Source organism: Alteromonas sp. OM2203, assembly GCF_048517045.1.
GTDB classification, from domain to species: domain Bacteria; phylum Pseudomonadota; class Gammaproteobacteria; order Enterobacterales; family Alteromonadaceae; genus Alteromonas; species Alteromonas gracilis.
On the sequence record NZ_CP183209.1, the window covers coordinates 1,486,613 to 1,504,623 of the forward strand.

Annotated in this window: 19 protein-coding genes; 17 read left to right on the top strand and 2 right to left on the bottom strand. The window is 45.1% G+C overall.

Annotated elements, in window-relative coordinates:
- Positions 1-5 precede the first annotated feature (5 nt).
- The 5 genes from ACM0P2_RS06660 to ACM0P2_RS06680 all read left to right on the top strand — a co-directional run bounded on the left by ACM0P2_RS06660 (position 6) and on the right by ACM0P2_RS06680 (position 6,052).
- Positions 6-2,075: a putative bifunctional diguanylate cyclase/phosphodiesterase gene (locus ACM0P2_RS06660; protein WP_159118053.1), complete on the top strand. Its 2,070-nt coding sequence runs from the start codon at positions 6-8 to the stop codon at positions 2,073-2,075.
- A gap of 313 nt (positions 2,076-2,388) precedes the next feature.
- A complete protein-coding gene (locus ACM0P2_RS06665) occupies positions 2,389-2,670 on the top strand; it encodes an EF-hand domain-containing protein (RefSeq protein ID WP_236547075.1) in 282 nt (93 codons plus the stop codon).
- A 61-nt stretch (positions 2,671-2,731) separates the two neighbouring features.
- Complete coding sequence (locus tag ACM0P2_RS06670; protein WP_159118193.1) at positions 2,732-4,129, top strand: sensor histidine kinase; 1,398 nt, start codon at positions 2,732-2,734, stop codon at positions 4,127-4,129.
- Position 4,130: 1 nt separating this feature from the next.
- Positions 4,131-4,715 carry a hypothetical protein gene (locus ACM0P2_RS06675; protein WP_159118052.1) on the top strand — a complete coding sequence of 195 codons (585 nt, stop codon included), beginning with the start codon at positions 4,131-4,133 and terminating at the stop codon, positions 4,713-4,715.
- The gene (locus tag ACM0P2_RS06680; RefSeq protein WP_159118051.1) at positions 4,712-6,052 is read left to right on the top strand and encodes a sigma 54-interacting transcriptional regulator; all 1,341 of its coding nucleotides are present in this window, start codon (positions 4,712-4,714) and stop codon (positions 6,050-6,052) included. The genes ACM0P2_RS06675 and ACM0P2_RS06680 overlap by 4 nt, the downstream gene beginning before the upstream one ends.
- A gap of 87 nt (positions 6,053-6,139) precedes the next feature.
- Here the strand turns inward: ACM0P2_RS06680 and ACM0P2_RS06685 are convergent, their stop codons facing one another.
- Both ACM0P2_RS06685 and ACM0P2_RS06690 read right to left on the bottom strand, forming a co-directional pair.
- Positions 6,140-6,616, bottom strand: coding sequence for a GAF domain-containing protein (locus ACM0P2_RS06685; RefSeq protein WP_419227482.1), 477 nt, complete (start codon positions 6,614-6,616; stop codon positions 6,140-6,142).
- An 83-nt stretch (positions 6,617-6,699) separates the two neighbouring features.
- Entirely contained in the window at positions 6,700-7,551 is an 852-nt protein-coding gene (locus ACM0P2_RS06690) for a DUF72 domain-containing protein (protein WP_159118049.1), read from the bottom strand.
- Between the two features lie 247 nt (positions 7,552-7,798).
- Here ACM0P2_RS06690 and aspS point away from each other — a divergent pair, with 247 nt between their 5' ends.
- From aspS to ybgF, 12 genes are all read left to right on the top strand, one after another.
- Entirely contained in the window at positions 7,799-9,559 is a 1,761-nt protein-coding gene (gene aspS / locus ACM0P2_RS06695; RefSeq protein ID WP_159118048.1) for an aspartate--tRNA ligase, read from the top strand.
- A 3-nt stretch (positions 9,560-9,562) separates the two neighbouring features.
- A complete protein-coding gene (gene nudB / locus ACM0P2_RS06700) occupies positions 9,563-10,003 on the top strand; it encodes a dihydroneopterin triphosphate diphosphatase (RefSeq protein WP_159118047.1) in 441 nt (146 codons plus the stop codon).
- Positions 10,003-10,521 (top strand): crossover junction endodeoxyribonuclease RuvC, encoded by a 519-nt coding sequence (gene ruvC, locus ACM0P2_RS06705; protein ID WP_419227483.1) that lies wholly within the window; start codon positions 10,003-10,005, stop codon positions 10,519-10,521. Before nudB ends, ruvC begins: the two co-directional genes overlap by 1 nt.
- A 36-nt stretch (positions 10,522-10,557) precedes the next feature.
- On the top strand, positions 10,558-11,178 hold the full coding sequence (ruvA, locus tag ACM0P2_RS06710) for a Holliday junction branch migration protein RuvA (protein WP_419227484.1): 621 nt from the start codon (positions 10,558-10,560) through the stop codon (positions 11,176-11,178).
- Between the two features lie 68 nt (positions 11,179-11,246).
- Positions 11,247-12,251, top strand: a complete 1,005-nt coding sequence (ruvB, locus tag ACM0P2_RS06715; protein WP_419227485.1) for a Holliday junction branch migration DNA helicase RuvB — start codon at positions 11,247-11,249, stop codon at positions 12,249-12,251.
- Between the two features lie 580 nt (positions 12,252-12,831).
- On the top strand, positions 12,832-13,230 hold the full coding sequence (gene ybgC, locus ACM0P2_RS06720) for a tol-pal system-associated acyl-CoA thioesterase (RefSeq protein WP_159118045.1): 399 nt from the start codon (positions 12,832-12,834) through the stop codon (positions 13,228-13,230).
- Positions 13,220-13,909 (top strand): protein TolQ, encoded by a 690-nt coding sequence (gene tolQ / locus ACM0P2_RS06725; RefSeq protein ID WP_025254600.1) that lies wholly within the window; start codon positions 13,220-13,222, stop codon positions 13,907-13,909. Before ybgC ends, tolQ begins: the two co-directional genes overlap by 11 nt.
- A 29-nt stretch (positions 13,910-13,938) precedes the next feature.
- The gene (gene tolR, locus ACM0P2_RS06730) at positions 13,939-14,358 is read left to right on the top strand and encodes a protein TolR (RefSeq protein WP_071814188.1); all 420 of its coding nucleotides are present in this window, start codon (positions 13,939-13,941) and stop codon (positions 14,356-14,358) included.
- 7 nt (positions 14,359-14,365) lie between these two features.
- Complete coding sequence (tolA, locus tag ACM0P2_RS06735) at positions 14,366-15,235, top strand: cell envelope integrity protein TolA (protein ID WP_159118044.1); 870 nt, start codon at positions 14,366-14,368, stop codon at positions 15,233-15,235.
- Positions 15,236-15,239: 4 nt separating this feature from the next.
- A complete protein-coding gene (gene tolB, locus ACM0P2_RS06740) occupies positions 15,240-16,595 on the top strand; it encodes a Tol-Pal system beta propeller repeat protein TolB (protein ID WP_159118043.1) in 1,356 nt (451 codons plus the stop codon).
- A 40-nt stretch (positions 16,596-16,635) separates the two neighbouring features.
- Positions 16,636-17,202 carry a peptidoglycan-associated lipoprotein Pal gene (gene pal / locus ACM0P2_RS06745; protein ID WP_024015998.1) on the top strand — a complete coding sequence of 189 codons (567 nt, stop codon included), beginning with the start codon at positions 16,636-16,638 and terminating at the stop codon, positions 17,200-17,202.
- Entirely contained in the window at positions 17,202-17,996 is a 795-nt protein-coding gene (gene ybgF / locus ACM0P2_RS06750; RefSeq protein ID WP_159118042.1) for a tol-pal system protein YbgF, read from the top strand. The genes pal and ybgF overlap by 1 nt, the downstream gene beginning before the upstream one ends.
- Positions 17,997-18,011: the final 15 nt, after the last annotated feature.

The following is an 18,011-nucleotide window of genomic DNA, read 5'->3' on the forward strand; positions in this document are numbered from 1 at the left end:
CATGTGTGTTTAAAACCCTGAAGATTTCTATTGGTCTTGTGATCGTAGCGACTATGTCGATATTGGCTGTGTCCATCGTTGTAATAAACAAAGTAGATCACAACGAGTCCGTGATTGATGTTGTAAGGGATAATACTGCTGCGTTGAGTAATTCAGTGGCGTTGCAGCTTGCGGTTTTGATGGAAAGGAACCCTGGAAATAACGCGCTGATATCATCCGTATTTCAGCCAATCAAAGCCCATGAATATTTGTTATCAGCTACGCTTTACGATAACGATTATAATGTTATATCAACGATAAACGGCGAACGTGTTAGTGAAATCGAGGACCAACGTGTCCCTCGATTGCCAGAAGATGCTCCTTTTGGCATTACGCAGTACGACGATGTGCTTGTGGCGCATCAGATTGTAGGAAGTAGCCTTTATCCAATGGGACATATGGTCCTTTATATTGATGTTGAGCACGCAAAAACAAAAGATACCGCTCGCGAAATTCTTAGGCAATTGCCAGTCATACTCGTCATTTGGCTGTTCTGCGTGAGCATCTGCATCATCATTTTATACCGATTAGTGTCGCCTCTTACCTCCCTTTGTCGATTCACTCAAGACGTGTTTGAGTCAAAAGATTACGCCTTGAGAAATTCTTTAAACGCTTCAAATGAAATTGGTCAACTAGCTCGCAATATCAACAACTTGTTAGATGCAATTGAAGTTGAATTACTGGTGAATTTTGAGCAAAAACAAACGCTAGTTGATCAACAAGAAACCATGTCACGACTTGCTAACTTTGACAGCTTAACAGGGTTACCCAATAGGCAGTTCGTTCTCGACAATCTAAGGTTAGAATTGGCGAGAGCCAAAAGAAATGAAGAAGACTTGCTTCTGTTGTTTTTTGACTTAGATGGTTTTAAAGGGATCAACGATTCTTTAGGACATGAAACTGGCGATCTTATCCTTATCGAAGTGGCCGACAGAGTGCAATGTTTACTGCGCGATGGTGACTTGTTTGCCCGTTTAGGTGGCGACGAATTTTTGGTCCTTCCTGATAGAGACGCCTCTACAAAACACGCACAGAGTCTAGCCAATCGGTTAATCACAGCTTTTGACGAACCCTTTGAGCTTCGTGGCCTGTCTTTAACGGTAGGGCTTAGCGTCGGGATAGCTAAAGCATCAGATGCATCGTACGATCTTAGTGAACTTATGAGCAACGCTGACTTGGCTATGTATCGGTCTAAAGCTCGTGGTAGAGGAAGCTACACGCTATTCACGCCCGATATGGTCGAATCCCATAAGCGAAAACTGCTTTTGGCAAACGGCATCGAAAAGGGCCTTACCAATGACGAGTTCGTGCTTTACTATCAAGTGAAAGTGAATAATGACGGCAGAGTCATTGGCGTAGAGGCATTGATTCGTTGGCAGCATCCTGAATTTGGATTGGTTATGCCCAACGAATTTATTCCCATTGCAGAGCAGGGGGGCAAAATAACGGCCATAACCCGCTGGGTAATAAAGCGTGTCTGCATTGATATGCCTACCCTCAAGCAATGGGCTTCGTCCCCATTTAGGGCGTCTATTAACTTATCGGGGCACGATTTAAGAAGTACACAACTGTTCGATTATATTTATAGTACTTTTACTTCGCACAATGTTAATCCTGAAAATTTCGAGTTTGAAGTAACGGAAAGTGCCTATCTCGAAAATTTTGCACTTTCTAATAAATTTTTTAGACGTATTGGAAACATGGGATGTGCAATAGCACTTGATGATTTTGGTACGGGCTACTCGTCGTTGAGTTACCTTACTCAAATAACCATAGATACGCTGAAAGTCGACAGACAATTTGTAATGGAACTTCAAACGTCAGAGCGAAGTCGCCTTGTAACCGGGGCCATAATCGACCTCGCAAAACGCCTATCTCTATCAGTGTGTGCCGAGGGCATAGAGAACCTTGAACAGTGGGACTATTTGAAGCAGCATGGTTGCGACAATGTTCAAGGCTTCTTATTCAGCAAGCCCATTCCACTTGCATCGTTGATAGATTCCCCTCGCCACTTTAGTAGCGAAGAGTTTGCCTAATCCCTCGGGAGTGCAGACTCAGTTTCTCTGACATTCTTTCATGTGTGTGTTTCTTAATTGCAACACACTGTGTGTTCTTATATGAGTTGGTGTGAGAAAATATTACTTATTAATCTGATTTGTAAGTGTTTTATCCTCTTGGTCTGAAAATCGCATAATATAAATCGCATAGTAGAAATGTGGTCAATTATGATAGTGGTTGATTGAAAACTAGTGATACTATTTATACGCTTTTCCTATTTTTAACGTTACAAAGCAGAAGATAGAAAAAGTGTTCAGAGAAGGATTTTATAAGCATTTATGCGGAGGATTCATGATGAAACGTCTCGAAAAAGTTTTATTAGCACTTTGTGCTGTAGCTGCAGTGCAAGCCATATCGGTAGCGGATGCGCATGCCAATCCAGCACGCTCACTCTTGCAACAATTAGACACAAACAAAGATGGGCTCATTTCACTTAAAGAAGCGGTTCGTCACACCGGACTACTTCGAAATTTTGGGTTGATTGACGACAACGAAGACGGAAAGCTTTCAGAATCTGAATTAGCTAAAAGTAAGTTAACGCCTGGAAACGAAAAACTCACGGCAAGTGAATAACTCAAACAAATAAGCATAAGAGGGTAAGGTTCTGATAAACAAGGTTTCGTTTGGCAAGCGAATAGTCCAGCTAGGTTCGCTTAGGCAGTTGACGTTAGTTAGCTTTTTACTGGCCCTTATTCCTCTTATTGCTCTGCTTTGGCAGAGTCAGAGCGACTTAGCTAAAGTTGGGCAAATGACAACGCTTGAAACACGTTTTGTGGTGGATGTTGTAGGCGATATGCAGCGCTTAGATAACGCTGTTGTGGACGTTGAGAGAAGTATTCGTCAGTTCGCGGTGTTGAGAAGCGATCAGGTCGCCTCACTATCGGATAATGCTATTGAGCAGTTCACACTTGCTGCCGATAACTTATGTCAGGCATTGTCGGTTCCCACTACGTGTTCCCGCTTATCTGGCCAACTAAACCAACTAGCAGACTACCGCACTATTGAAGATCAACTGCTGCTCAATGCTTATTTGGCCTCGATAGGCGATAGCGTGGAACAACTTCGTGACGACGTTGAAGCGGTTATTAATGAGCGAGTCCAAGTTCAACAGGACGATCTCAATGCCATGCAAGCTAAACAGGCTTGGTCTACAGCAATGTTGGTCAGTGTCTCTCTGCTACTTATATTGCTGGGCAGTCAGCTTATTGTTAACCCCGTAAATAACCTCAAAAAAATTATTAGGATCATGGCGCACAGTGACGGTGAATTACCGCCACTTTCAACCCAAGCGCCAAGAGAGCTTATCGACGTTGAAAAAGATTTACATTGGCTTTATGACCGCTTACAGCAGCTCGAGCACATCAGAACTGCATTGCTGCGACATGCTGCTCATGAGTTAAAAACCCCACTCGCTAGCATTAAAGAAGGCTGTAGTTTGCTTTCCGAAAACGTAGTGGGAGACTTAAATGATAGCCAAAGAGAAATTCTGTCATTACTTACATCAAGTACACATCGCTTAAATACGCTGGTGGAGAAGTTACTCGATTACAATCTGCTCTTACAGCAAGCTCAGCCGAAGGTCGTTAAAAGCGATGCGAAAAAGTTGGTCTCGGCGTGTTTAGAGGATTATGCCTTAGCTATTCAAGATAGAGAAGTAGACGTAAATATCGTCTCAACTGATGTAAACGTTGATGAAGAACTATTCAGGCGAATACTTGATAACCTAGTTTCTAACGCTGTAGCCCATGGCGCAGTGGGTAGACCAATCAATATTCATCTTTACAACGAAAATGGAAACCTAGTGCTGGATGTGGCTAACCGTGGCAAACGCATAGCGCCAGAATCAGTACCTACATTGTTTGAACCCTTTATTCGTGGTCCAGAGCCGAGAAATGACAATGTCATAGGAACTGGTCTTGGGCTATCTATTGTTGCCGATTGTGCTCGACTAATGCATGGTGATGTACGCGTGGTAGATGTAGACTATGCCGATGTTTGCTTTAGAGTGACCATTCCGCAGCAGGAAAAGTAAAATGAGAATAAGTGGTTTAATTGTCGCCTTACTGGTTCTGACAGGATGTCAGAGTTTAACCAGAAACAATGACAGTGCAGGTGAGCCTGAGAAGGTAACGCCTGTAGTGAAAGTAGAGCGCGGTTTTTGTTTGTTTGATGAGCCGCCGCAGAATTTTGAAAATAACTGCGATGCAACCTTTTGGTTAAATACGTGGATTGATGCTGCCAATCAACCTTGGCTAGCGAGAAAGCAAACGTTGAGTGCTTTGAGCAAATCGACCTTCGATACGTTACACGCATACATATTAACGCTGCCCAATGATACGCCGTATCAAGATCGACTTAGAGCGCAATTAGCACTTGATGCTATTGCAAAGGAACTTACCCCGGCAGCGCAAGAGTTAATAAGGGTTGTCGCCGGTGCACAAAACAATCAGGTTATGCAGCTAGAGTCAGCGATGGTTGTGTTAGAGCAAGAAAATACGTCTCGGGGTGAGAAGTTAAAAGTGCTTGAAAAAGAAGTAGATAATCTGCGCAAAAAATTAGAAGAATTGTTGCAAATAGAAGCGACATTGATGGATAAAAACAGGAGTACACAACAGTGAGCGAAAAGGCGAGTAGTAACCCTAACTTATTGTTGGTTGATGATGATAAAAGCTTATTGCGCCTACTAACCATTCGCTTAGAAGGTGAAGGCTATGAAGTAACCGCGGTTGAAGACGGGCAATCGGCATTGCGAAAACTTCAAAATGAAAGTTTTGATGTTGTGTTAAGTGACCTGCGGATGCCAGGCTTAGATGGCTTAAGCCTGTTTGAAGAAATCATGGGGATTAGAAAGGATATTCCAGTGATTCTTATGACAGCACATGGCACGATTGCCGATGCGGTTGCAGCAACACAGCGTGGTGTGTTTGGTTTCTTGCCAAAGCCTGTGGATCATGACGAATTACGGGCCTTGCTGCAAAAAGCACTTAGTCAGTCTCAGGCGGCGCAGCCAGGAGACTGGGCAAAAGATATTATCACCCGTTCTCCAGAGATGCTAAACGTGTTAGACCAAGCGTTTCGTATTGCCAAGCGAGAAGTGTCTGTCCTTATTAGTGGGGCGAGTGGAACGGGAAAAGAATTACTTGCTAATGCTATTCATAAAGCGAGTAACCGCAGTGATAAACCATTTGTAGCGATTAACTGCGGTGCGTTGCCAGAAAACTTGCTTGAATCAGAACTTTTTGGCCATGCTAAAGGGGCATTTACTGGCGCGGTTGCTGCGCACTCCGGCTTGTTTAGAGAAGCGGACGGCGGTACGCTTTTTCTTGACGAAATTGGTGATATGCCAATGACCCTTCAAGTTAAATTATTGCGCGCGCTGCAGGAACGTCAGATTCGTCCAGTGGGTAGCAGCAAGCATGTAGATATCGATGTGCGTATTATTTCAGCAACGCATAAAGATCTTCACAAAGAAATGGAAGAAGGTACCTTCCGTGAGGATCTGTACTATCGCTTAAACGTAGTGAATTTAAAGCTTCCATCACTTAAATCGAGAAGTGAGGACATTCCTCTTCTGGCGCGTTCTCTGTTGCAACAGAGTGCGCAGCGTCATGGCGTAAATGCAAGTCAGTTCTCTGATGATGCAATGCAGCAGCTTGTAACGTCATCATGGCCTGGCAATGTGCGTCAATTGGTTAATGTGGTAGAGCAGTGCGTAGCGTTAACACAAACCCCAGTGATACCGCTTCATTTGGTAGAGCAGGCGCTATCTGCTACCAAGCAAAGCTGGCCTACGCTCACAGAAGCTCGGGATGCCTTCGAGCAACAATATCTGCACAAGCTTCTTAAAATGACCGATGGAAATGTGACGCGTGCGGCAGAATTAGCCGGCAGAAACCGCACTGATATGCACAAGTTAATGAAAAAGCACGAGCTGGATGCAGCTGACTTTAGGTAAGTCAAACAACATCTGAAAACAAAAAACGCATCGTTTAATTCATTTAGCGATGCGCTTTTTGGGTTTTAAGAAAGGACTTATCAATTCTCAGGGGTTTGTGAAAATGATGGTTTCAACAAGTCGAGCGTAATGCTTTAGCTTATTGATTTCGTCTCCAGTAAACTCACGCGCCTGATCATAAAGCAAACAAAGCGTGCCTAGTTCATAGCCATCCTGGTTTCGTAAAATAACGCCCGCATAAGCGCGAATGAACGGGCTACCCGTTACCAATGGGTTATTAGCAAAAAGTTTATCTGCTTTAGCATCCGAAACGATAAGATATTCTTCCTCCGCGATAGCATACGTACAAAATGAAATGTTGCGCGGGGTTTCGGCTACGTCCATACATTGTCTAGATTTAAACCATTGACGGTCTTCTGCTACTAAGCTTACTAGACAAGTTTTACAATCGAATTCAGCTTGTACTTCTTTAGTAAGGGCATCTAGTCGCTCATCGGGCGATGTGTCTAAAATGTTCAATGAATGCAGCGCATCTAGACGTTCTTTTTCATACTGAATATCCATACTCTTCCCTAATTTAAATCAAGCCGAAATAAAAAGCGCCCTAGCTAGCGCTCTAAAGGTTTAGATTAGAAAATATTAATAAATCAAAAAAGCGCATTTTGCGCGGGCTGATACCTTAAAGCAAGATTATTCAGCTTATAGTGTGATGAATAATCGTTATAGATATCAATAAGCTGTTGAGCAAGCCAAGGTGCATCTTTGTTGTCGGGGCGGTGACAGAAGAAATACACGTCTTTTCCTTCTTCTTGCCACTGACACACTTTCTTCACCCAAGGTAATAAACAACGTCTATTATCTTCATCCACATCGTTCCCTACAAAGCGCACAATGGGAGTATTACCTGTAGCAATAACGTTTACGGGAACTCGGGGCTTTTTCTGCCTGACCTCTTCAAGCATCGCACGTCGAACTGTTCCCCCTGCATCTAAAGACCCAGTAAATAGCGCTCGGGTGTCCATAATAATTCTATTTGCACCGTGTCGAATTAAAAGTTGGTTAAGTACTTTTTCTTTATCACCTTTAGCGAAAAACGCCAAGTGTCGCACTTCAACCGCTACGTTTAACTCTTGGGGTAACGCCGCTAAAAAGGTATCCAGAACGGGCAGTTTTTCTGGCCCGAAAGAAGCGGGAAGTTGCAGCATCATTAACCCGAGCTTTTCTCGTAGCGGCCTTAGCAAAGAAAGCTGTTGGGCAACTTCTTCATCACAATACTGCAATTGATGTACATGAGTAATGTTCTGGTGAAATTTAAAAGTAAATCGAAAACCTTCGGGCACCGACTCGCTCCATCTCGCCACAGCATCTTCGTTGGGAAGTGAGTAAAACGTGGTATTACCTTCAACCGTATTACATTCCTTTGCATACAGCGACAACCCATTATCAGACTTGGGGTAGTTAGCAAACCATGAGCTTGGCCAATGGCTGTGTTGCCACATCGGTAACCCAATGTAGAGATTTCCTCGGGATATAGCGGAATTGTGCATATTTGTCATTGGGCTTTATGAAGCATTTGTTTATACTATGCGACCTTTAAATCATTACATTATGCATGTAGTGGGCGGGCCAGCTAATTGGCCAGCAAGTTTACGCGATTTTTGGCAAAGTCTTAAGCCCAAAAGTAAGCGGTTTTGAACGCCAATTCACTGCATGCGAAGCAAGAAAAAACATCAGGGGTCAAGGACCATGCGCACAGATTACTGTGGGAATATCGATTCATCATACATTGGACAAGAAGTTACCCTTTGCGGGTGGGTTAATAAGCGTCGCGATTTAGGCGGTGTCATTTTCATCGACTTACGCGATCGCGAAGGTATCGTACAAGTGGTGTTCGACCCAGATTTACCAGACGTCCTATCGGTAGCTAACACGTTACGTGGTGAATTCTGTATAAAGCTAACGGGTAAAGTACGCGCGCGCCCTGAAGGTCAAGTTAACAAAGACATGCGCACAGGTGAGATTGAGATCTTAGGCACAGGCCTTGAAGTCATCAATAAATCTGACGTGCTTCCATTAGACTGGAACCAGGAAAACTCAGAAGAGCAGCGCCTTCGTTACCGTTACCTAGACCTTCGCCGCCCGGTAATGAGCCAACGCTTACAATTCCGTGCAAAAGTAACCGGTGCTGTACGTCGCTTTTTAGAAGAAGAAGGTTTCCTTGATATTGAAACGCCTATTCTTACTAAGGCAACGCCAGAAGGTGCACGTGACTACCTAGTGCCTAGCCGCACACACAAGGGCGAATTCTTTGCACTTCCGCAGTCGCCACAGCTTTTTAAACAGCTCCTGATGATGTCGGGTATGGACCGTTACTATCAAATCGTTAAATGCTTCCGCGATGAAGATTTACGAGCTGATCGCCAGCCAGAATTTACCCAAATCGATATTGAGACCACGTTCTTAGACGCTGATGGCGTAATGTCTATTACCGAGCGCATGATCCGCGACCTGTTCAACAAAATGCTAAACGTTGACCTTGGTGGCTTCCCGCGCATGACGTATAAAGAAGCCATGACGCGCTTTGGTAGCGACAAGCCTGACTTGCGTAACCCGCTAGAGTTAACCGACGTTGCAGACTTGCTTGCAGACGTTGACTTCAAAGTATTCAGCGGCCCGGCAAACGACCCTAAAGGTCGCGTTGCGGCTATTCGCGTACCAGGTGGCGCGTCGCTCTCGCGTAAACAAATTGATGATTACACTAAGTTTGTCGGTATTTACGGCGCGAAAGGCCTGGCGTGGGTCAAAGTTAATGATGCGGATGCAGGACTTGAAGGCTTGCAGTCGCCAATTCTTAAATTCCTTACGGAAGACATCACTAACGCCATGTTAGAACGTACTGGCGCGCAAAGTGGCGATATTCTATTGTTTGGTGCAGACAGCTACACCGTAGTTACCGAAGCCATGGGCGCACTTCGTCTTAAGCTTGGTGAAGACTTTGAGCTTCTTGAAGGCGAGTGGAAACCACTTTGGGTTGTCGACTTCCCAATGTTCGAAGAGTTTGACGGTCAGCTTCACGCTATCCACCACCCGTTCACTGCGCCTCGTGATTTAACGCCAGAAGAGCTTAAAGCTAACCCTGCTGAAGCCTTATCTGACGCTTACGATATGGTATTGAACGGTGTTGAATTAGGCGGTGGTTCTGTACGTATTCACAATGAAGACATGCAATCTACGGTATTCAACATTCTTGGCATTGACGATGAAGAAGCGAAGAACAAGTTTGGTTTCTTGCTTGATGCACTGCGTTTTGGTGCGCCGCCGCATGCAGGCCTTGCGTTTGGTCTCGACCGCCTGGTAATGCTTATGACTGGCGCGACGTCTATCCGTGATGTGATGGCGTTCCCTAAAACGACCACGGCGGCATGTCCGTTAACATCGGCGCCTAGCCCTGCAAATCCTCAGCAGCTTGAAGAGCTAGCTATTGCAACGGTGAAAAAGCAATCGTAATTTATGGCGTATAAGAAGCCTGAATCTGCACTGGTAGTGTTGTATGACCAACACTACCGAGTGCTGCTTTTACAGCGACAAGACGACCCTACCTTTTGGCAGTCGGTAACAGGCGCATTGGAAGATGGCGAGCTGCCCTTAGAAACAGCATATCGCGAGGTGCGTGAAGAAATTGGCATCGATGCCAAAGCACACGGATTTATGGTTAACGACCACGGTAAGCAAAACAAATATGTTATTCGTAGTCGGTGGCTACACCGTTATCCCCCAGGGACCGTGCACAATACAGAGCACGTATTTTCCCTTCAAATAAACAGCGATTTACCCATTGTTTTAACAGAGCACTTGCAGTACGAATGGGTGTCAAAAGATGAAGCGCTCACGCGTTTATGGTCTCCCTCAAATAGAGAAGCGGTATCTTTGTTTGTACCGAGTGTGCCTTAATGGTTATACTGGGTATAGATCCAGGTTCTCGGATTACAGGCTACGGTTTAATTGCGCGTAAGCAAGGTAAACTGGTGTATGTGGCAAGCGGATGTATTCGCGTTGGAACGGCAGATTTGCCTTCTCGTCTTGCTAACATTTTTACCGGCGTTGGCGATATTATTCGTCAATATAAACCTGAACAGTTTGCTATTGAGCAAGTATTTATGGCGAAAAACCCTGACTCGGCGTTAAAGCTTGGTCAAGCGAGAGGTGCGGCTATAGTAGCAGCCACGCAAGCGCAGCTTCCTGTTGCCGAATACAGTGCAAGGCAAATAAAGCAGTCGGTCGTGGGGAGCGGTGGCGCAGATAAAACGCAAGTTCAGCATATGGTTAAACATCTGCTTAGTTTAAGCGGCACACCTCAGGCTGATGCTGCAGACGCATTAGCCGTTGCCTTGTGTCATGCACACACCGAACAGAGCCTGATAAACATGGCAGGACAAGCACGAAAAACCGTTCGTGGTCGTTTGCGCTAAACCAGCCTAAAGCTCACGGTTTTACAGAGATAATTCATGATTGGACGAATTCGCGGTACGTTGGCTGAGAAACAGCCTCCGGAAATTCTTGTGGATGTAGCCGGTGTTGGTTACGAAATTCACATGCCTATGACTAGTTTCTATCAATTACCTGAGGTAGGTGAAGAAGTAGTGGTATATACACATTTTGTGGTTCGTGAAGACGCCCAGTTGCTGTTTGGTTTTGCTGATAAAATGGAAAGAGGGTTATTCCGAGAGCTAATTAAAGCGAACGGTGTGGGTCCGAAGCTAGGTTTAGCTATTTTATCAGGTATGTCAGCAGGGCAATTTTTGGCGAGCGTACAAAATGAAGATGTATCTGCGCTGGTAAGCTTACCGGGTATAGGCAAGAAAACTGCAGAGCGTTTAGTGGTAGAGCTGAAAGACCGGTTGGCGAAATTTGGTAAAACGCAAAGCATTACTATGCCGCCACATAGCAGCGATTTGCTTTCGGGTAACAGTATAGTAGCGTTAAATGACACCCGCGAAGAGGCACAAAGCGCACTGATCGCACTCGGTTACAAACCAACCCAAGCGAGTAAGCTAGTCGACAGCGTATATAAAGAGGGTATGGAAAGTGAAGCCCTCATTCGCGAAGCATTAAAAGCTGCCATTTAATGGCGTACAGTGAAGATGTCTACATTGAGATAGGCTATCTTCGCATCACCGTTTAAAGTAGAACTATCATGATTGAAGCCGACAGACTGATTACGCCTGAAGCCAGTACCGAAGACGAGGTCATCGATCGCGCCATTCGCCCTAAAATGCTAGCAGACTATACAGGGCAGCCTCACGTTTGTGAGCAAATGGAAATTTTTATTCAAGCTGCGCGCAATCGCGACGATGCGCTAGACCACCTACTTATTTTCGGTCCGCCAGGGTTAGGAAAAACTACTCTTGCAAACATTGTGGCGAATGAGATGGGCGTGAACATTAAAACCACGTCCGGGCCCGTGCTTGAGAAAGCCGGAGACTTGGCCGCACTGCTTACCAACCTTGAACGGAACGACGTATTGTTTATCGATGAAATACATCGCTTAAGCCCAGTAGTAGAAGAAATTCTTTATCCTGCTATGGAAGACTATCAGCTTGATATTATGATAGGTGAGGGGCCCGCAGCGCGTTCTATTAAATTAGATCTCCCTCCGTTTACCTTAGTGGGCGCCACAACCCGTGCAGGCTCGTTGACGTCGCCATTACGCGACCGTTTCGGCATTGTGCAGCGCTTAGAGTTTTACAACGTGAAAGATCTCACCAGTATCGTTGCCAGAAGTGCGAGCTATCTTAACTTAGAAATGAACGAAGAAGGCGCACAAGAAGTGGCACGGCGCTCTCGAGGAACGCCTCGTATTGCGAATCGTCTACTTCGCCGTGTCCGCGACTATGCAGAAATTAAATCTGACGGTACGGCTGGAGCCGACACGGCTGCTAAAGCGCTAGATATGCTTGACGTAGACAAAGAAGGTTTCGATTACATGGACCGCAAATTGCTTACTGCTATTATCGAAAAGTTTGATGGTGGTCCAGTAGGCTTAGACAATTTAGCGGCAGCCATTGGCGAAGAGAAAGAAACCATAGAAGACGTAATTGAGCCGTTTCTTATTCAGCAAGGTTTTTTACAGCGCACGCCACGTGGCCGTATTGTTTCACAGCGCGCCTATCTTCATTTTGGCTTCGCTCCCTCTGAGTAATTTTCCACTCTAATAGCAATAGAGCGATGTTGTCATTAAGCCTAGCAGGATTGCTGGGCTTTTTTTGGTATTAATCACTACAAGTCAATGCTTGAATAAGGAATGCGTAGTCGTATCAGTGCCGACTTACACATGAGTTTTGTGCTGAATTATTGTGAAGCGCAAGCTTAAAGTGGATGGCCGATATAGATTGATAATTCAAGTGCTTAGCTAATATATTTTAGGCAAAAAAAAGCCCGCTCATTGAGCGGGCTAAAACAACAAGTGTTGAAGGAAATAAATCCAGGGAACTCATGTCTAACAGGAGAATATCTCTTGCATGATCGTGCTAAGCACCATCACGCTCTGTACGACTGATGCTGTGCATTATAGGGAGAGCAGAAAAAACTACAATTGAGTAAAATTGTGTTTTTAAATTAGAAAAACTAATGTGTTAACCAAGTGTTTAATATTGGTTTTTATTTGATTAAATGTTAGCTTTGCTGGGGTTTTAAAGCGGTTTTTTAACTGCATTTTGTCGCGATAAATAGCTAATTTAACTCTGTTTTGGATTATTAATTCTTTAGGTAAAGGAATGTTTATGCATTTACATCAGGTAAGAGTGTACTACGAAGATACTGACGCAGGCGGTATTGTGTATTATGCGAACTACCTAAAGTTTATGGAGCGGGCGCGAACTGAATGGCTTCGCGAGCTGGGGTTTGAACAAGATACCTTGATGGAACAATCCATCGCTTTTGTCGTCAAACACGTTGAAATGCATAATTATGCGCCTGCACGGTTCAATCAGCTGTTGAGTATTGAAACTCGCGTTGTAGAATTGAAAGGCGCTAGTATGACGTTTCAACAAATTATTAAAAATGAACAAGGTGTTACCTTAGTAACAGGAAATATTAAGGTTGCCTGCGTCGATTTGGCAGTTATGAAGCCAAAAAGACTACCACGTATATTGTTAGGGGAAATTTCGCGTGTCATCTGATCTCACTTTTATTGGCTTGTTCCTTCAAGCCAGCTTTATTGTCCAGCTTGTTATGCTTTTGCTATTGAGCGTTTCTGTTGCGTCGTGGACTTTTATATTTCAAAGAAGCAAGGCGCTTTCTGCAGCACGTAACGAAATGCGTCAATTTGAAGATAAATTCTGGTCTGGTGCTGATCTTAATCGTTTGTATCAAGAACTTTCTGCGAGAACCAACCTAACAGGTATGGGCAGCATCTTTTGCTCAGGCTTTAAAGAGTTTGTCCGCCTGCGCAAATCTAACACAGCTACCAACGGTATTGTTGACGGCACATACCGTGCTATGCGCGTTTCGATGTCCCGTCAGGTTGAAGAGCTTGAAAGCCGTTTACCCTTTTTAGCCACCGCAGGATCTATTAGTCCTTATATCGGTCTGTTTGGTACTGTTTGGGGGATTATGAATGCCTTCATCGCACTAGGAGAGGTACAACAAGCGACGCTAGCTATGGTGGCACCTGGAATTGCAGAGGCGCTAATCGCAACTGCTATCGGCCTCTTTGCGGCTATTCCAGCGGTGATCGCATATAACCGTTTCAGTCACCAAGTTGAAAAGCTAGAAAATAGCTACGGCAACTTCATGGAAGAGTTTTCTGCAATCCTTCACCGCCAAGCCGTTGCTGCGCAAGCACAACAACAAGCCTAAGCGTTTACAATCCAAACGGAGGACTTGTTATGTATGTAAGAAAACGTCGCAGGCCGGTATCTGAGATAAACGTAGTGCCTTATATCGACGTGATGCTGGTACTGCTTATTATCTTTATGGTTACGGCGCCGCTTATTTCACAGGGTGTGAAAGTAGATTTGCCTAAAGCGAGTGCTAATCCTATAGAACAGGAAGATTCGCCGCCGATCATTGCTTCAGTAGATGTCAAAGGTCGCTATTTCATTAATGTAGGTGAAGATCAGGAGTCGCCGGTTAGTAAGGAAGAGTTAGGTGCTATTGTAAAAGCGCAGTTAGTAAAAGCACCCGAAACACCCGTAGTGGTTAAGGGGGACGGACAGGTAGCGTATAACGAGGTCATACAGTTAATGGTGTTATTACAGCAGGCTGGAGTACCTTCAGTAGGGTTGATGACGGATCCGGTTGAGTAATATAGATATGTCAAAACCCGAAGTGTCGAAAAGCACATCAAACGCGAATGCATCCAATAGCGCAAAAGGCGATGTGAAGACGCAAAAGACCAGCAATATAAGCCCAGAACAAATGGGCTTATATAAATCGATTGGCTTGCATATCATTATCGCCGCTCTGTTGCTTATTAGCGTCAGTTTCTCTCCTGAGCCTTTGCCGAGCATGCCGTCGAATGCACCTGTAATTGAGGCGACTTTTATTGATGCCCAAGCGATAGCCGACCAGAAAAAAGCTCAGGCACAAGCGGAAGCACAAGCAAGAGCTGAAGAGCAAGAGAAACAGAGACAAGCGCAAGCGGCTGCCGAGAAAAAACGCCAACAGCAGCTTGCTGCAAAGCGCGCAAAGGAAAAGCGTGAAGCCGAGGCAGCCGAAGCTAAACGTCAAAAAGATCTAGAACGCTTAGCGGCGCAGAAAGAAAAAGAGCGAAAAGAACGGGAAGCAAAAGCGAAAGCCGAGGCCGAGCGTAAGAAAAAAGAAGCGGCTGAACGTGCTGAAATGGAAAGGATCATGCAAGAGCAACTTGCACAAGAGCAAGCTGCTCAACAAGAACGCAGGCGTAAACAGGTACTTACTGAAGTAGAGCGCTACACCGCACTAATTCAGCAAACCATTAAGCGCAACTTGTATTCAGACGATAGCTATAACGGTAAAACCTGTCGCTTAAATATACGACTGGCGACCACAGGTTTTGTGACTAGTATCAAGGTACTAGGTGGAAATGATGCTTTGTGTAGAGCCGCCGAAAGTGCCGTACGTCGGGCTGAAAAACTACCCGTGTCCGATGCGCCAGACGTTTATGAGCAGTTAAAAGACATTACTTTAAAAGTGGAATTATAGTGGTATGAAAAAACTAGGTTTATGGATAGCGCTTATTACGATGGTATTTAGTGCCAAAGTGTTTGCATCCTTAGAAATTGTGATAACCGAAGGCGTCGATAGTGCGCGTCCAATCGGGGTTGTGCCATTTAAATGGAAAGGTCAGGGCAGTATGCCTGGCGATATATCTAAAGTTGTGATGGCGGACTTGATGCGAAGCGGTAAGTTTAACCCGGTATCTGTCGACAAAATGCCACAGTACCCCGAGACTGTAGCGCAAGTGAGCTACACAGCATGGGCAACACTTGGCGTTGATACGGTATTGGTTGGGAGTATTGAGCCGCAAGAGGGCGACCGTTATCTGGTAAGCTACGAATTGATTGATATCTTGAAAGGGCAAGTGGATAACGGTCAGGCGAAAGTGCTCAAAAACGGTAGCTTAGTGGCAAGTAACGACCATGTATTAGCTGCACGTCAGGCGGTGATAAACGGGCGAGATTTTCGACAGTACGCGCATCGAATTAGCGACATAGTGTATGAAAAACTAACCGGGGTTCGCGGCGCGTTTCTTACAAAAATCGCTTACGTCATAGTACGTGACCGCGATACGGTTGAAAAACCGTATCAATTAGTTATTGCAGACTATGATGGTGAAAACGAGACGCGCTTATTATCTTCTCCCGAGCCGCTCATGTCGCCCGTATGGTCACCAGATGGCGAGAAGTTAGCTTACGTTAGCTTTGAGAACCGCAGGCCGCAAATTTTCATCCAAGATATTTATACCAGTGAACGCACTCGAATTACTGATTTTCCCGGAATAAACAGTAGCCCCGTGTTTTCACCAGATGGCAAGCAACTTGCTATGGTTTTGTCGAAAGATGGAAACCCTGAACTCTATGTGATGGACTTAGCGACAAAAAATCTTCGTCGAGTTACACGCAATAGAGCGATTGATACGGAGCCTGCATGGCTACCCGACGGCAGTGGTTTGATATTTAGCTCGGAACGGGGTGGTAAACCCCAGATATATAGCGTAAATTTAAATTCTGGGAAAGTAAGGCGAGTCACCTATGTGGGTGAACAAAACCTTGGCGCTACAATTTCCCCAGACGGCAAGCAAATGGTGATGGTTAACCAAACTAATGGGAACTATCACATTGCCAAGCAGTCTTTGGATGGTGGTTCACCGCAAGTACTGACACGGACGTACTTAGATGAATCTCCAAGTATAGCGCCGAACGGAAGCATGATTATATACAGCACCCTTCATGAGGGCACCCAAGTGTTGTCGTTGGTTTCTCTTGATGGGCGTTTTAAAGCTAGGTTACCAGCAGCCAATGGGCAAGTTAAATCGCCAAGTTGGTCACCATTTTTGTTCTAACAATTTAACGACTAAACAATAAAATTTAAGGATTAGTAGGATGCAAATGAATAAAGTGATGAAGAGCTTCATTATCGCATTGCCAGTAGTGACAATGATGGCATGTTCTTCAGGCCCTAGCGAAGAAGAGTTGGCAGCAGAGCGTAACCGTCTAGCCCAAGAGCAAGCCGCTGCGGAAGCCGAAGCTCGTGAAGCAGAAGCTCAGCGTGTTAAAGCAGAAGCTGCTCAGCGTATGAAGCGTCAAGAAGAAATGGTTCAGCAAGAAATGGAAGCGCTGAAAAACGAACAAACCGTTTATTTTGACTTTGACCGCTCAAGCATTAAGCCAGAGTTTCAACGTATACTAGACAAGCACGCGGCGTTTTTGGTGAAAAACCCAAGTACTAAAGTGACCATAGAAGGTCACACTGACAGCCGTGGTACGCCAGAGTACAACATTGCGCTAGGTGAGCGTCGTGCGCAGTCGGTAGAAACTTATCTACTTAATGCAGGCGTTAGCAGCAGCCAAGTAAACGTTGTTTCATACGGCGAAGAAAAACCAGCAGTGATGGGTTCTACTGAGTATGCATTTGCTCAAAACCGTCGCGGAGTGGTTGTTTACCGCTAATGACTTTTCTTACGAATAAGACATTAAAAATGGGCGTCACGTTATGTGCCGCCCTTGCTGTTTCTACCGCATTCGCGCAAGCGCCGGTGGTAGACGCAAACGGCGGCAGCGAATTAGAGCAGCGTATCGTTGTACTAGAGCGCATTGTTAAAAGTCGAACTGAGATGCAGCATAGGCTGCAAACCCAGTTAGACAACATGCAAATGGAAGTGGATCAGCTACGCGGTGCGGTTGAGGTGAATACCAATGAACTTCAAAAAGTACTAGAGCGTCAGCGTGAGCTTTATCTTGAAATCGATAAGCGCGTAGAAGCACTTAAGCAAAGCGGAGCGTTACAGGGTAGTGCGATGCCTAGTGCTGGCGTTGATTCCGGCTCTGTGAGCTCTCCAGCGTCTTCTACACCAACGCAAGCAGCTCAAGCGGGTGAAGATGAAGCCTACGAAAATGCGGTAAATCTGATCCTTAAGTCTCGTGAGTACGATAAAGCCATTCCTGCATTTCAATCGTTCATTTCACGCTTCCCCAACAGTGGCTATGCGCCGAATGCGCACTATTGGCTGGGGCAGCTGTTGTTTAATAAACAGCAGTGGAGTGAAGCAAGCGAACAATTCAATATCGTTGCTAATCGCTTTACCGATTCGACTAAGCGACCTGATGCCTTACTAAAACTCGGTGTCATTGCAGAGCGGACAGGGGACAGTGCAACAGCACGACAGCTGTTTCAACAAGTTATAAACGAATACCCAGATTCTTCTGCAAAACGTTTAGCAGAATCTAGATTAAATAACTTGTAATGAACAAAGCCTCTT

Bases quoted from the DNA above. Each gene is read 5' to 3' on its own strand.
- ACM0P2_RS06665 (WP_236547075.1), top strand. From the start codon at position 2,389: ATGATGAAACGTCTCGAAAAAGTTTTATTAGCACTTTGTGCTGTAGCT.
- ACM0P2_RS06675 (WP_159118052.1), top strand. From the start codon at position 4,131: ATGAGAATAAGTGGTTTAATTGTCGCCTTACTGGTTCTGACAGGATGT.
- ACM0P2_RS06685 (WP_419227482.1), bottom strand. From the start codon at position 6,616: ATGGATATTCAGTATGAAAAAGAACGTCTAGATGCGCTGCATTCATTG.
- ACM0P2_RS06690 (WP_159118049.1), bottom strand. From the start codon at position 7,551: ATGTGGCAACACAGCCATTGGCCAAGCTCATGGTTTGCTAACTACCCC.
- aspS (WP_159118048.1), top strand. From the start codon at position 7,799: ATGCGCACAGATTACTGTGGGAATATCGATTCATCATACATTGGACAA.
- nudB (WP_159118047.1), top strand. From the start codon at position 9,563: ATGGCGTATAAGAAGCCTGAATCTGCACTGGTAGTGTTGTATGACCAA.
- ruvC (WP_419227483.1), top strand. From the start codon at position 10,003: ATGGTTATACTGGGTATAGATCCAGGTTCTCGGATTACAGGCTACGGT.
- ruvA (WP_419227484.1), top strand. From the start codon at position 10,558: ATGATTGGACGAATTCGCGGTACGTTGGCTGAGAAACAGCCTCCGGAA.
- ruvB (WP_419227485.1), top strand. From the start codon at position 11,247: ATGATTGAAGCCGACAGACTGATTACGCCTGAAGCCAGTACCGAAGAC.
- ybgC (WP_159118045.1), top strand. From the start codon at position 12,832: ATGCATTTACATCAGGTAAGAGTGTACTACGAAGATACTGACGCAGGC.
- tolR (WP_071814188.1), top strand. From the start codon at position 13,939: ATGTATGTAAGAAAACGTCGCAGGCCGGTATCTGAGATAAACGTAGTG.
- tolA (WP_159118044.1), top strand. From the start codon at position 14,366: ATGTCAAAACCCGAAGTGTCGAAAAGCACATCAAACGCGAATGCATCC.
- tolB (WP_159118043.1), top strand. From the start codon at position 15,240: ATGAAAAAACTAGGTTTATGGATAGCGCTTATTACGATGGTATTTAGT.
- pal (WP_024015998.1), top strand. From the start codon at position 16,636: ATGCAAATGAATAAAGTGATGAAGAGCTTCATTATCGCATTGCCAGTA.
- ybgF (WP_159118042.1), top strand. From the start codon at position 17,202: ATGACTTTTCTTACGAATAAGACATTAAAAATGGGCGTCACGTTATGT.